The organism is Capnocytophaga sp. oral taxon 332 str. F0381 (assembly GCF_000318275.2).
Classification (GTDB): Bacteria; Bacteroidota; Bacteroidia; order Flavobacteriales; family Flavobacteriaceae; genus Capnocytophaga; species Capnocytophaga bilenii.
This window is the reverse complement of record NZ_KB291337.1, coordinates 71,225-84,542: the sequence shown is the minus strand read 5'-3', so window position 1 is coordinate 84,542 and position 13,318 is coordinate 71,225. Positions and strand designations below refer to the sequence as shown.

The window sequence follows — 13,318 nt, the reverse complement described above, 5'->3', positions numbered from 1 at the left end:
TTCTTGCGATGTTACCGTTTTATAGTCGTTATTAGCAAATAATTTCAAAAATATTTCTAATTGTGAAGGGGTGAGATACCCTGGTACACCTGTTAGTAAATTGGCTTGTTCGTCTAAGAACAGCATTGTGGGGTAAGCAGCTACCTGAAAAACAGAGGTAATAGGGTGTGGTGAGTTACGAGTTTCAGAACGAGCAGGGTCATAGCCTTTGTTCTCAAATTTCTGTCCTTTGTAATTTACCACTTCGTTACCTTCCCCATTAAATTTTACTGGGTAGTAGTTATCATTCACATATTTAGCCAAGTCTTTATTCGTAAAAGTGTTGCTTGATAGCATTTTGCAGGGTCCGCACCAATTTGTATATATATCTACAAATATTTTTTTAGGATTCTTTTTTTGTGCCGCGATAGCCTCGTCAAAAGTCATCCATTTTATTTGCTGGGCTGTAGCCACTGAGGTAGCGGTTAGCAATACGATTGCAATAGCGATGAATTTTCTAATCATATTTTTTTACATTAAAAGTTATTATGGTATTTACATTCCAAAAAGTGTGCCAAACAATTGTTCGTCTTCTTTACTTAAAAATTGCATAGCTATGGGCAGGTAGTGCAAATTGGGCAATGTTCCTTCTAATCGCACGTAATCTTTTTCGGTGGTAAGTATGCGCCCTGCACGCTTTAATCTTTCTATTTCATCAGCTGAAAAATGATGATGGTCAGGAAAAGATAAATGCTGAAATACAGCGCCTTGTGCTTGTAAATACGCTATCAAAGGAACTGGATTGGCTATACCTGTTACCAAAGTGAAAGGCTCTTTTGCATACGCTATAAGTGGTGTACTGCTTTCATTGGCATACACTTTTTTGTCATAGGCTATGGTAGCAAAAACAATTGTTCCCTTATAATAGTGCCCCAATTGCGCTTTCATTTGGTCTTTATCTTTTTCTGATAAAGTAGCGGGGCATTTTGTTACTACCACTATATCAGCAGCTTGCGCCCTACTTTTCACATCGCGCAGTTGCCCCATTGGGAATAGGTTATCGGTACTGAACGGGTGTTGGTAGGTGGTGAGCAGTATGTTTTTTTGTGCTTTTACAGCACGATGCTGATAGGCATCATCTAAGATAATTACTTGGGGTGGAGATTGTTGTGCAAGCATAGCCTTTACTCCTGCAGCTCTATCTTCGCAAACAGCTACCATTACTTCGGCAAACTTACGTTTAAACTGAAAGGGTTCGTCTCCAATATCGGTTACAGCTGTTTGGTTATTGGCTAATACAAAACCGCGTGTTTTGCGCCTGTATCCTCTACTGAGCACCCCTATATGGTTGTATTGGGGTTGTAGAAGCCTTATGAGGTATTCTACCATAGGTGTTTTGCCTGTACCTCCGAAGCTAAGGTTGCCTACACAAATAGTAGGTACTTGTTTTAGCACTTCTTGTTTCAGCCAAGCCTTATCATATAGCCAATGGCGCAAGTGTAACACCCCTGCCCAAAGCAGCGAAAGCGGCAAGGTAATGGGCAGCAGGTAATGTTTAGGCATCTATTTTTAAGTTTTTAAGGTTGATAACCTCCTGCTGTGTAAGTCGGCGCCAATGCCCGCGAGGCAAGTCTTTTTTGGTAAGCCCAGCAAATAGTACTCTATCTAATTTATCTACCTGATAGCCTAAGTGCTCAAATATGCGGCGCACGATGCGATTCCTACCGCTATGAATTTTTACACCTACTTCGTTTTTAGGTTTTTGGTCGATATAGCTTATTTCATCAACTTCTATAAATCCGTCTTCGAGGGTGAGCCCGTCTCTGATAGCTGCTAAATCTTTGAGTTCTAATTTGCGGTCGAGGATTACGTGGTAAATTTTCCTAACACCGTGAGTGGGGTGTGTTAGTTTTTTGGTAAGCTCGCCATCGTTGGTGAGCAATAGTAGCCCTGTGGTGGCGCGGTCTAATCGTCCTACGGGCAGGATACGCACATTGGTAGCATTGGCTACCAAGTCCATTACTGTTTTGCGACCTTTCTCGTCGTTGGTAGTGGTAATAAAGCCTTTGGGTTTGTTCAGCAGGATATATTCTTTTTTCTCTGAAGAGAGTAATTTACCGTCAAAACGCACTTCATCAGTAGGTTTTACTCTGTAACCTAAGGTAGTCATTACTTCGCCATTTACGGTTACGTTACCAGAGGAAATATAGACATCGGCATTGCGGCGTGAACAAATGCCTGCATCGGCGATGTATTTATTTAGGCGTATTTCTTCAGTAGAAGCCGGCAAATCATACTCTACAGGTTTTTGGTTATCAGGCTGGTGATAAGGTTTTTTGTTGAAAGGCTTTTTATAGCCATTGTTATTATTGCCTCTATAGCCTCCTTCTCGTGAGTTGCTGTAACGATTTCCGTTGTTGTTATAGCGGTTCTCGTTGTTGTTATAGCGATTTTCGTTGTTGCTGTAACGATTTTCGCTATTATTATAGCGGCTTTCGCTGTTGTTATAGCGATTTTCGCTGTTGTTATAGCGATTTTCGCTGTTATTATAGCGATTATTTCCGCCATTATAGCGGTTATTCCCGTTGTTATAACGATTTTCGCTATTGTTGTAACGATTTTCGTTGTTATTATAGCGATTTTCACTATTGTTATAACGATTTTCGTTATTATTATAGCGATTATTTCCGCCATTATAGCGGTTATTGCTATTATTACGTTGATTTTCTTGTTGGCTTTCGTAAGGTTTGTTGTAATCCCTACGTTTGTTATTCCCTTGATAATTATTTTTTGCCTGATAATTATTCTTACCCTGATAGTTTTCTCTGCCTTCTCGGCTGAATTTTCTGTTTTCCATATTAAATTTCTCTATTTTTTAATTACTCTTAATGATAACTTTTTGGTCAGGTTAGGTTAAATCATTGTAACTTTGGGGCAAAGATACAAAAAAAAACTGAATTATGATTTTTTTTAAATATTTTTTTGTAAGAATTGTAGTTGCCTTATCTATCCCTTATCCTTCGCTTATCCTTCGCTCATCCTTCGCTGGGAAGAATTTTGAATTTTGAATTGAGAGGCTGTAAAAATTCATAATTCAAAATTCACAATTCAAAATTATTTTGTATCTTTGCCTCTCTAAAACAAAAAAATATATGATTACAGTTACTCGTTTATTTGATATTCCTTATTATCAACAAACTAAATACCCCTTATCAGTAGCTTTGGCTACTAAAGTAAATGGGATATGGCAAGAAACTTCTACCGATGAATATATTAAAAAAGTGAATACCGTAAGCAGGGGATTACTGCGCTTAGGTATTGAAAAAAACGATAAAATAGCAGTTATCTCTTCTAACAACCGTACCGACTGGCATATCTTGGATATTGGTATTCTGCAAGTGGGCGCCCAAAATGTCCCTATATACCCTACTATCACTGCCGATGACTTTGAATATATTCTAAACCACTCTGAATGCAAATATTGTGTGGTTTCTGACGTGGTTCTATACGAAAAAATAAAGGCTATCAAAGATAAACTACCTCACCTAAAAACAATTTATACCTTCGACGATGTGCCTAATGCCCAAAACTGGAACGAAATTATTGCTTTAGGTGCCGATGAAAGTAACCAAAATGAAGTAGAAGCGCGCAAAAATAGCATTGATAAGCACGATTTGGCTACTATTATCTACACTTCGGGCACCACAAGTAGACCAAAAGGGGTAATGCTATCTCACTGGAACATTATTTCTAACATCATCAACTGCCAAGACCGCTTGCCTGTGAAAACGGGGTCTACTGCACTCAGCTTCTTGCCTGTGTGCCACGTGTTTGAACGGATGCTTACTTACCTTTACCAATACGATGGATTACAATTGTATTTTGCGGAATCTATTGATAAAATTAGCGATAACCTCCGCGAGGTGAAACCGCATATCCTCACCGTAGTACCACGATTGATAGAAAAAATCTACGACAAGATATTTGCCAAAGGTGCTGAACTTACAGGCATCAAGCGTACGCTGTTCTTTTGGGCGCTGAACTTAGGCTTCCGCTACAAACCTTATGGCGAAAATGGCTGGTGGTATGAACTACAACTGAAAATAGCTAACAAACTTATATTCAACAAATGGCGGGAAGCTTTGGGCGGTCGTGTAGAAATGATTGTATCGGGTAGTGCTGCGCTCTCACCTCGATTGGCTAAGGTATTTTCGGCAGCAGGACTGACTATTATGGAGGGTTACGGACTTACTGAAACGGCTCCTGTAATTTCTGTAAACCGCGAGGCTGGAAGATATTGGAAAATAGGAACCGTAGGGAAGCCTGTTAACAATGTGCAAGTGAAAATAGCTGAAGACGGCGAAATACTGGTGAAAGGTGAAAACGTGATGCTGGGCTACTATAAAGACGAAGCGCAAACAAAAGAAAACATTACCGATGGCTTTTTTCATACTGGTGATATAGGCGAATTGGATAAGGAGGGCTTCCTAAAAATCACTGACCGCAAAAAGGAAATATTTAAGACTTCTGGCGGTAAATACGTATCGCCACAGCTGATTGAAAACAAGCTTAAACTTTCCCGATTTATAGAAAACGCTATGGTAGTGGGCGAAGGTGAGAAAATGCCTGCAGCTATTATTCAGCCTAATTTTCCTTTTGTGAAAGAATGGGCACGCCGCCACAACGTAAATATAGGCACTACCAATGCTGAAATTGCTGCTAGCCCTATCCTGCACGAGCGTGTGGCTAAAGAGGTGGAACGCGTAAACCAACGCCTTGGCAAATGGGAACAGGTAAAACTTTTTGCCTTTACTCCCGATGAATGGACTATTGATGACGGACACCTTACCCCTACCCTAAAGCTCAAACGCCGTGTTATCAAAGAAAAATATATAGACATCTATAACAAGTTTTACAACAAGTGATTGAAATAACTGATATTAGTACCTTTACCAGCCCTAAACCTACTGTTATTACTATCGGTACTTTTGACGGAGTACATCTCGGTCACCAAAAAATTATCAATAAGGTAGTGGAGAGCGCTCGCCGAGAAAACCTCTTGGCGACTATCTTCACTTTCTTTCCACACCCTCGTATGATAGTGCAGCACGACAATAGTCTGAAACTGATTCATACTCTGAGTGAAAAGAAAGAGGCTCTAAAAGCCTTAGGGGTTGATTTACTGATTGTGCAACCCTTCAACGAAAAATTTGCGAATCTTACTGCTGAAGATTTTGTGCATAACCTATTGGTAGAACGCCTTAATGCCAAAAAAGTAATCATTGGCTACGACCATCGCTTTGGCAAAGGGCGCACAGCTGATATAAAAGATATGGAACGCTTTGGGGAACAATACGGATTTGCAGTGGAAGAAATACCTGTGGAAGAAATCAATGAGGTGAGTGTGAGCTCTACGGCTATACGCAATGCACTGCTGTCAGGAAAGATGGATATTGCCGAACGCTACCTTGCTGCCCCTTATAGCCTTACAGGTACGGTGGTGCACGGAATGAAGTTGGGTCGTTCTATAGGTTACCCTACTGCTAATATAGTGGTAGATGACAAGTATAAACTTATCCCAAAGGACGGGGTTTATGCTGTGTATAGCCTTATCAACCAACAAAAGGTATACGGGATGATGAGCATAGGCAAAAACCCTACTATTGAGGGGAAAGGCAGCTCTATTGAAGTGCATTTTTTTGACTTTAACAGCGATATTTACGACCATCAAATTACCATTTATTTCATAAAATACTTACGTGAAGAACAAAAATTTGATTCTATAGAACTCTTAAAACAACAAATAGCTAATGACGAAACAGCAGCGAGAAAAGCAATTGCGCTACGATAAAGCCTATATGCGAATGGCTATGGAGTGGGCTAAACTCTCTTATGCGCAACGTAAGCAAGTGGGTGCTATTATGGTGAAAGACCGAATGATTATTTCTGACGGCTATAATGGTACTCCTACAGGGTTTGATAACTGTTGTGAAGATGAACAAGGCAATACGCACTGGTTTGTACTGCACGCCGAAGCTAATGCTATAATGAAGGTAGCTGCCTCTACACAATCATCACAAGGTGCAACGCTGTATATTACAATGTCGCCGTGCAAAGAGTGTAGTAAGCTTATCTATCAGTCGGGGATTAAGCGGGTAGTATATAAAGAAGGCTATCGCGATAATGAAGGGTTGGTATTTTTAGAAAAAGCAGGGGTAGAAGTAGTGCATTTAGAAGATGTTGGGCAATAAAAAAAAGCGTTAAAAACAATATATCAAAGTTTAAAACGCTTTATTTTTATCTTTTTTTTCAGCATAATGTCCGTAAGCTGCCAATAGTTTTACAATTTTCATTTCAGCAAATATCTCGTAAACTAACCTATGCTTATCGTTAATTCTACGAGACCATACATCACGTTCTCCATATCCCTTTAAAGCTTCAGGTTTGCCTGTTCCTTTTTTAGGATCTTTTTCTATTTCCGATAAAAAGCTAATAATTTTTTCTATTAGTTTTAATTGTCCATTTTTTGAATGTTTTTCTAAATGGTCAGAAAACATTTTTGTTTCCTCAAAAGAATATATTTTTTCCTGATTTGGTATCATTTCAAATATCTTTTTTTGAGTTCATCAATCGTTACTGGCATTCCTTTTTGTGCTCTTGCTTCATCTATCATAGCAAAATAGCTCTCTTCAGGCATCAAAAAATCTTCTTTTTCTTCTTTTAAAATAGTAGTTTTTATATTAAGCCTTTTAAACAAATGTTGAATTGTTGGCAAATCTACATTATTAACTGTTGCTTGTATTATTGTTGCTCCCATAGTTTTATTGTTTTTGCAAAGATATAACATTTTCAAGTAAATACAAAATATCCATAATAAAAAAAATCAGGCTACTATATAGTGCCTGATTTTTTTTATTTTTAGTAGCTTTTTCTATTAAAAATAAGCGTTAAGAGTTGCTGAAAGTACTCCTAAACCATCTTTACCACCGATGTTGAAGCCCAATCTATTTTTTTCTGTATTGCCATTACTTGCGTAAGTAAAGTTTACACCATAAGTGTATTGAGCTCCAAGTGCTACTTTAGGGAAGATAAAGTACTCAACCCCTGCAAAACCGTTTACACCTAAGCCAAAGCCTGTTTGTTTTTTAGCAGGAGATACAAATCCTACCAAAGCATCAGCACCATAGTAACCTTGCAAACGAGTAACGCCTTTTCTCCACTCTTTACCATAACCTGCTACCAAACCAACGCTACTTACAGCATCTACATCTTTATCTTTAGACAAGTTGAAGTTGAAGCTTGCTATGTAACGAGTAGCGGTATTATCGGTATCAAACTTTTTACCAACAAAAGTAAGTACTGAATGGGTAGAAGAGAAAACTCCTTCACCAAAACCAACAAAGTTTTGTCCTTCAAAAAGGTTTTGTCCTGAGTTAGAAGGTGAACCGTTGAATGCCTGTCCTACGAAAGTTAAAGCATTACCTACATTGAAACCGATTGACCAGTCTCCTTGTTTAGGAAGGTACTGTTCACCTTTAGAAGACACCAAACTTTGTGCTGATACAGCACCAAAAGCAAAAATTGCTACTAATGATAAAATAATTTTTTTCATCGTAATTATGTTTTTTTTAATTATTACAATGCAAAGATACTTCTTTTTATGATAACTACCAAATATTTTTATATATTTTTTCGTTATATTGCAATATTAATAGGCTTTAGCAAATAGTACTCGTCTTGCCGAAGGCTTGCCCGAATACATACATACTCCTGCCTCTTCTTTGCCGTTTAAAGGAATACAGCGTATGGTAGCTTTTGTCTCTTCTTTTATTTTTGCCTCTGTTTCGGCAGTACCATCCCAGTGGGCTGCAAAGAAACCGCCTTTGGTTTCTAACAATTCCTTGAACTCGTCATAGCTATTTACCTCTGTAATATGAGTATCGCGGTAAGCTAATGCTTTTTTGTACAAATTTTCTTGTATTTCGGCTAAGAGTTGTTGTATATGCGCAACAATAGCATCGGCGGAGATGGTTTCTTTGGTGAGGGTATCACGGCGAGCAACCTCAAAGGTGTGGTTCTCTAAGTCGCGTTGCCCCACTGCCAAGCGTACGGGTACGCCTTTTAGTTCATATTCATTAAACTTAAAACCTGGTGATTGGGTATCTCGATCGTCAAACTTCACGCTAATACCTTGTTTTTTAAGCTCTTCCATTAGCGGTGTAATGCGCTCACGCACGTTCTCTAATTGGGCAGTACCTTTATAAATAGGTACTATTACCACTTGTATGGGTGCCAAATTAGGCGGCAATACCAATCCGTTGTCATCGCTGTGGGTCATAATAAGGGCGCCCATCAGGCGAGTAGAAACCCCCCACGAAGTAGCCCATACATAATCTTGTTTTCCCTCTTTGCTCACGTATTTCACTTCAAAAGCCTTAGCGAAGTTTTGTCCTAAAAAGTGTGATGTGCCGGCTTGTAATGCTTTGCCGTCTTGCATCAATGCTTCAATACAATAGGTATCATCAGCCCCTGCAAAACGCTCACTTTCGGTTTTCACGCCTTTGATAACAGGTACTGCCATAAAGTTTTCTACAAAAGTAGCGTATACATTCATCATTTTTTCGGCTTCTTCTATTGCCTCGGCTTTGGTAGCGTGGGCGGTGTGCCCCTCTTGCCACAAAAATTCAGCTGTACGGAGGAACAAACGGGTACGCATTTCCCAGCGCACTACGTTAGCCCATTGATTTACAAGTATAGGCAAATCACGATAGGATTGAATCCAGTTTTTGTAGGTATTCCAGATGATGGCTTCAGAAGTGGGGCGCACTATCAGCTCTTCTTCTAATTTTGCTTCGGGGTCTACCATTAGCTTGCCTTTTTCGCTGGGGTCTGTTTTGAGGCGATAGTGAGTTACTACCGCACATTCTTTGGCAAAACCTTCTGCATTTTTTTCTTCAGCTTCAAAATAGCTCTTAGGAACAAACAGCGGAAAATAAGCGTTATAGTGTCCTGTTTCTTTGAACATACGGTCTAATTCAGCCTGCATTTTTTCCCATATAGCATAACCGTAAGGTTTAATCACCATACAGCCACGTACTCCTGAATTTTCAGCCAAATCGGCTTTTACGACCAATTCGTTATACCATTTAGAGTAATCTTCACTTCGCGAGGTTAAGTTCTTGCTCATACTATTTAGTTCGTTTTTTTAATAGTTTTTTTTGTGTTTCTTTTTAGTAGTAGAGGTGTGTTTTGGAGGTTTCAGATAGTGCAAGCATTCCTCTATATAGAGGTCGCCCTGGTTACGTATCATTCCTGCTACATTTTCATTGAACCATATTTCGCCTAAATTTGCTTTTAGGTGCTTGGTAATATCTTTTCCGTTTTTTGCAAAGTTAATACTAATACGCCTATCACGCAAAAATTTAGCAAAGGCGGTGAGCATTTCTTTCGGAATTTTATACTCGTTGATAAAATAGTTTTTATAGGGTTTGTTGTTTAGAGCGGGGTGTTTGTCTAAATATTCAAACAGAAAGAAACTTGTAAGCCCCGAGCTTAAGAGCTCATTCACAAGATAACTTTCGGGTTTCATATCAATAGGTACAAACACATCGGGGTAGATACCGCCACCACCATAGACTATTTTCCCTTTAGGCGTTTTAAACTTAAGCGAATCGGGGACTGTAGCGTTATCTATAGGGACACTGCGGCGTTGCTGCACATAAGCGTAAGGTTTCTGTATAGAACGCCCTGTGGGAGTGTAGTAACGTGCTGTAGTAAGCCGTACTGCTGAGCCATCGGGTAAAGGCATTTCGCTCTGTACCAATCCTTTACCAAAGGTACGCCTGCCTACAATCACTCCCCTATCATTATCTTGTAATGCTCCTGCTACAATTTCGCTTGCTGAAGCTGAATTTTCATTGACCAATACGAATACAGGACGATTTTCGAACAAGCCTCCATCGGTGGCATAAGTTTCTTCGGTTTCTTTGCGATTGTTTTTGGTAAATACAATCATTTTGTTTTTACGCAAAAACTCATCGGCTATTTGTATACCTACATTGAAAAAGCCTCCCGAATTGTTGCGCAAATCTAATATCAGGCTATTGATTCCTTCCTTATCAAGTGCTTTGAGGGCATTGGTAAATTCTTCGGTAGTGGTTTCGGCAAATCTATTCATACGAATATAGCCTAATGTATCATTCACCTTATAATAGCAATCTACACTCTTGATAGGGATAAACTTGCGCTGTATGGGCACGGTAAATATACTGTCTTTGTTTTTTCGGTAAATGGTTAAATCTACGCGAGATTCCATTTCGCCTTTCAGTATATTTTTGATTTTTTCGGTACTGAGGTGTTTTTTATAGAGGGTATCCTTGCCTGCCATCAAGATACGGTCGCCAAAGCGGATTCCTTTTTTTTGGGCATCACTATCCTCAATGGTTTTAATGACAGCTATGGTATCGCGATACACATAAAAGCTAATACCTACGCCTACAAACTTACCACTCATCGTTTCGGCTACCTCTTGTATGTTGTTTTTCGCAATATAGGTAGAGTGCGGGTCTAACTTTCTCAAAATGCTATTGATCGTTAAATCGACAATACTATCGGCGTTTACCTTATCAACATAATCCTCTTCTATATAATCCATCAGCTTGCCGAGTTTTTCCATATAAGGGCTTTGTGGAATTGTATCGGCAATCACTACGGGTAAAGGAGGGGGTGGCTTTGGGATATAGATATTAGCCAGCTGCCTGCCTAATATCAATCCTAAAGCTAAAGTTGTTCCTATAATCGTGGGGAGTATATAGTATTTATTTTTCATCAGGATTCCCTAATTATTTTTTAAATGCACCAATACCTGTTTTTAGCCATTGGTAAAATTCTTCGGCTTCATCGGTATCGAGTGTATAGCCAATTGGTGTGTTTAGGTTTTCTTCGTTATGCCCTACCAACACGTAAAAGGGTTGGGTATTGGCTTTATAACGAAGTGTTTGGAATTCTGTCCACTTCTGCCCTATTGTTTTTATCATTTTGCCTTCACGCACTTGCGAAGGTTTTACTTCGTTTTCGGGCAGTGGGCGTTTGTCATCTACATAAAGTGAAATAAGCACGACTTCATTGCGCAACACATCAAGCACCTGAGGGTCTGGCCATACATTTTGCTCCATACGCCTACAATTGACACACGACCAGCCTGTAAAATCTAACAATACGGGTTTATTTACCTGTTTGGCATATGCCAATCCTTTATCGTAATCGTCAAAAGTTACAATATTATGAGGCTTAAACAAGTGAGCTCCTTCGGGTAACTTGCCTTCATCTACGCCTGTTGCATTGCCACCGGCAGTATAGCCTACTCCGTAAGGTGATTCGCTATAATGTTGTGGAGGTGGGAACGCATTGATAAGGTTTAGTGGTGCGCCCCACATCCCTGGTAGCATATAAATCGTAAAGCTGAGGGTGAGCAAGCCTAAGCACAATCTGCCTACTGAAATACGGCTTTCGTTGTCATCGTGTGGCAAGCGTATTTTGCCAAACAAATAGAGGCTCAAAGCACCAAATATTGCTATCCAAATGGCGATAAATACTTCGCGTTCGAACCAATGGCTTTGTTCTACCAAATCGGCATTTGATAAGAATTTGAATGCTAAAGCGAGCTCTAAAAATCCTAATACTACTTTGACTGTATTGAGCCACCCGCCTGATTTAGGCATTGAGTGTAACCAACCTGGGAAGGCTGCAAAAAGGGCAAAAGGAAGTGCTATAGCCAATGAAAAACCAAACATTCCCATAATAGGAGCGATGCCCCCTTCGGAAGCGGCTTGCACTAAGAGCGTGCCTACAATGGGTCCTGTGCAAGAGAATGACACTATAGCGAGCGCTAACGCCATAAAGAAGATGCCTACAAAGCCACTGCGGTCGGCTTGGGCGTCTATTTTAGTACTCCACGAGCTAGGCAAAGTAAGTTCGAATGCTCCTAAGAAGGACACTGCAAAAACTACTAAGATAATGAAAAATATGAGGTTGAACCAGAAGCTACTTGCCAAAGCGTTTAGCGCATCGGAGCCAAAAACTGCGGTAACTACGGAACCTAAAAGCACGTAAATGACAATGATGGAAAGTCCGTAGATAACGGCATTTCTAATACCTTTGGCTTTTGATTTACTTTGTTTGGTGAAGTAGCTCACCGTCATTGGTATCATTGGGAACACGCAGGGGGTAAGCAATGCTGCAAAACCTGAAAAGAAGGAGATAATGAATATCGTCCATATACCCATTTGCCCTACTGGGGCATCATTGGTGGCGCTATCGGTGGGGGTAGCTACTGCTTTTGTATTGCTGGTAGCGGTAGCTGCTGTATTGTCATCGGGGGTGAGGGTAAAGCTAAATTGGGGGGTGGCTGTAGCGACTGCACTGCTGGTGGTATTGGGCAGGGTAAACTCTAAGTCGGCAGTATCTGGGGGGAGACAACTGTGGTCGTTACAGCTCATAAATTCAACACTTGCTTTGATAGTTTGCAAGGGCTGTGTGAGCTTGATGTGTTGTGTGAAAGTAGCCCGATTGTAAAAATAGGCTATTTCCATATCGAAGACGTTGTCGTGCTTTACGATAGGTTTTGACTCTTCGGGTGTGCCTACTAGCTCATAGCCTTCTTGTTTTTCAAAGGTGAAGGTGGTGGGTACAGGTCCGTTGGCAGGCAGGTGCTGTCCGTAGAGTTTCCAACCGTTTTCTATTGTAGCAAAGGCTACTAAGTTGTATTCGTTGTCGTTAATTTTCTGGGCTTGTGTAGTCCATTTTACAGGGTTGTGTATCTGTCCGGATACAGCTACTGTAAAGGCTATCATTATCAGTGTTATAAATTTTCTCATTATTGTTTTTATAATGTTTAATATTTAAAATTTTAAATGTTTAATATTCAATGGTTAAAATGTATGTTTTATAAAAATTACTTGTGCGGCACTCTCTTTGGGGCATAGCGCTTGCCAAAGAAGTATAGCATATATTGTGCCAAAAACTATTACTGCTTTTGCAGGGGGCAAAGGTACAAAATAATGTTTAATTATTAATGCTTTGAGAAGAATTTTGAATTGAGGGGACGGGGGAATTTTGAATTTTGAATTTTGAATTTTGAATTGGGCACGAGCTACAAGCTTGCGCCAGCGGGGGGACTGTTGGGACTTGGGGGAGTGCGTTATCCTTCGCTCATCCTTCGCTGAAGGTTCGGTGAGAAGAATTTTGAATTGATGGGACTTGTGGGAGGTGTGGGGTTTTGGGGGGAATGTTCCAGAAAAACTTTGACAAACTTTGAAAGTTTGCCAAAGTGTGTGGCGCA

The 13,318-nt window shown here is 40.0% G+C and carries 13 protein-coding genes; 3 read left to right on the top strand and 10 right to left on the bottom strand.

The annotated features are described in order from the left end of the window. From HMPREF9075_RS10095 to HMPREF9075_RS12925, 3 genes are all read right to left on the bottom strand, one after another. On the bottom strand, positions 1 to 504 hold a 504-nt coding region (locus HMPREF9075_RS10095; RefSeq protein ID WP_009416487.1), incomplete at its 3' end, for a thioredoxin fold domain-containing protein. Positions 505 to 534: 30 nt separating this feature from the next. Further along, positions 535 to 1,542 carry a tetraacyldisaccharide 4'-kinase gene (gene lpxK, locus HMPREF9075_RS10090; RefSeq protein ID WP_009416486.1) on the bottom strand — a complete coding sequence of 336 codons (1,008 nt, stop codon included), beginning with the start codon at positions 1,540 to 1,542 and terminating at the stop codon, positions 535 to 537. Then, complete coding sequence (locus HMPREF9075_RS12925; protein ID WP_083476198.1) at positions 1,535 to 2,836, bottom strand: pseudouridine synthase; 1,302 nt, start codon at positions 2,834 to 2,836, stop codon at positions 1,535 to 1,537. The genes lpxK and HMPREF9075_RS12925 overlap by 8 nt, the downstream gene beginning before the upstream one ends. Positions 2,837 to 3,131: 295 nt before the next feature. Between HMPREF9075_RS12925 and HMPREF9075_RS10080 the strand changes: the two genes are divergently transcribed. From HMPREF9075_RS10080 to HMPREF9075_RS10070, 3 genes are read left to right on the top strand one after another with little or no spacing between them, the layout of a single operon-like run. Beyond that, complete coding sequence (locus tag HMPREF9075_RS10080) at positions 3,132 to 4,904, top strand: long-chain fatty acid--CoA ligase (RefSeq protein ID WP_009416483.1); 1,773 nt, start codon at positions 3,132 to 3,134, stop codon at positions 4,902 to 4,904. Beyond that, a complete protein-coding gene (locus HMPREF9075_RS10075) occupies positions 4,901 to 5,830 on the top strand; it encodes a bifunctional riboflavin kinase/FAD synthetase (protein WP_009416482.1) in 930 nt (309 codons plus the stop codon). Before HMPREF9075_RS10080 ends, HMPREF9075_RS10075 begins: the two co-directional genes overlap by 4 nt. After that, positions 5,790 to 6,230, top strand: coding sequence for a dCMP deaminase family protein (locus HMPREF9075_RS10070; protein WP_034557516.1), 441 nt, complete (start codon positions 5,790 to 5,792; stop codon positions 6,228 to 6,230). The genes HMPREF9075_RS10075 and HMPREF9075_RS10070 overlap by 41 nt, the downstream gene beginning before the upstream one ends. Before the next feature lie 30 nt (positions 6,231 to 6,260). Here HMPREF9075_RS10070 and HMPREF9075_RS10065 read toward each other — a convergent pair whose 3' ends face one another. From HMPREF9075_RS10065 to HMPREF9075_RS13895, 7 genes are all read right to left on the bottom strand, one after another. Next, positions 6,261 to 6,581, bottom strand: coding sequence for a Txe/YoeB family addiction module toxin (locus HMPREF9075_RS10065; RefSeq protein WP_009416480.1), 321 nt, complete (start codon positions 6,579 to 6,581; stop codon positions 6,261 to 6,263). After that, the gene (locus tag HMPREF9075_RS10060) at positions 6,578 to 6,796 is read right to left on the bottom strand and encodes a hypothetical protein (RefSeq protein ID WP_034557514.1); all 219 of its coding nucleotides are present in this window, start codon (positions 6,794 to 6,796) and stop codon (positions 6,578 to 6,580) included. The genes HMPREF9075_RS10065 and HMPREF9075_RS10060 overlap by 4 nt, the downstream gene beginning before the upstream one ends. Positions 6,797 to 6,913: 117 nt before the next feature. Beyond that, positions 6,914 to 7,591 carry a hypothetical protein gene (locus tag HMPREF9075_RS10055; protein WP_009416478.1) on the bottom strand — a complete coding sequence of 226 codons (678 nt, stop codon included), beginning with the start codon at positions 7,589 to 7,591 and terminating at the stop codon, positions 6,914 to 6,916. Between the two features lie 96 nt (positions 7,592 to 7,687). Next, positions 7,688 to 9,166, bottom strand: coding sequence for a proline--tRNA ligase (proS, locus tag HMPREF9075_RS10050; RefSeq protein ID WP_009416477.1), 1,479 nt, complete (start codon positions 9,164 to 9,166; stop codon positions 7,688 to 7,690). A gap of 18 nt (positions 9,167 to 9,184) precedes the next feature. Then, positions 9,185 to 10,807, bottom strand: a complete 1,623-nt coding sequence (locus HMPREF9075_RS10045) for a S41 family peptidase (RefSeq protein WP_009416476.1) — start codon at positions 10,805 to 10,807, stop codon at positions 9,185 to 9,187. A 13-nt stretch (positions 10,808 to 10,820) separates the two neighbouring features. Next, positions 10,821 to 12,854, bottom strand: coding sequence for a thiol:disulfide interchange protein (locus HMPREF9075_RS10040; RefSeq protein ID WP_009416475.1), 2,034 nt, complete (start codon positions 12,852 to 12,854; stop codon positions 10,821 to 10,823). 54 nt (positions 12,855 to 12,908) lie between these two features. Next, on the bottom strand, positions 12,909 to 13,318 hold a 410-nt coding region (locus tag HMPREF9075_RS13895), incomplete at its 5' end, for a hypothetical protein (RefSeq protein ID WP_009416474.1).

Excerpts from the sequence above, each read along its gene's own strand:
- lpxK (WP_009416486.1), bottom strand. The coding sequence starts at position 1,542 with ATGCCTAAACATTACCTGCTGCCCATTACCTTGCCGCTTTCGCTGCTT.
- HMPREF9075_RS12925 (WP_083476198.1), bottom strand. The coding sequence starts at position 2,836 with ATGGAAAACAGAAAATTCAGCCGAGAAGGCAGAGAAAACTATCAGGGT.
- HMPREF9075_RS10080 (WP_009416483.1), top strand. The coding sequence starts at position 3,132 with ATGATTACAGTTACTCGTTTATTTGATATTCCTTATTATCAACAAACT.
- HMPREF9075_RS10070 (WP_034557516.1), top strand. The coding sequence starts at position 5,790 with ATGACGAAACAGCAGCGAGAAAAGCAATTGCGCTACGATAAAGCCTAT.
- HMPREF9075_RS10065 (WP_009416480.1), bottom strand. The coding sequence starts at position 6,581 with ATGATACCAAATCAGGAAAAAATATATTCTTTTGAGGAAACAAAAATG.
- HMPREF9075_RS10060 (WP_034557514.1), bottom strand. The coding sequence starts at position 6,796 with ATGGGAGCAACAATAATACAAGCAACAGTTAATAATGTAGATTTGCCA.
- HMPREF9075_RS10055 (WP_009416478.1), bottom strand. The coding sequence starts at position 7,591 with ATGAAAAAAATTATTTTATCATTAGTAGCAATTTTTGCTTTTGGTGCT.
- proS (WP_009416477.1), bottom strand. The coding sequence starts at position 9,166 with ATGAGCAAGAACTTAACCTCGCGAAGTGAAGATTACTCTAAATGGTAT.
- HMPREF9075_RS10045 (WP_009416476.1), bottom strand. The coding sequence starts at position 10,807 with ATGAAAAATAAATACTATATACTCCCCACGATTATAGGAACAACTTTA.
- HMPREF9075_RS10040 (WP_009416475.1), bottom strand. The coding sequence starts at position 12,854 with ATGAGAAAATTTATAACACTGATAATGATAGCCTTTACAGTAGCTGTA.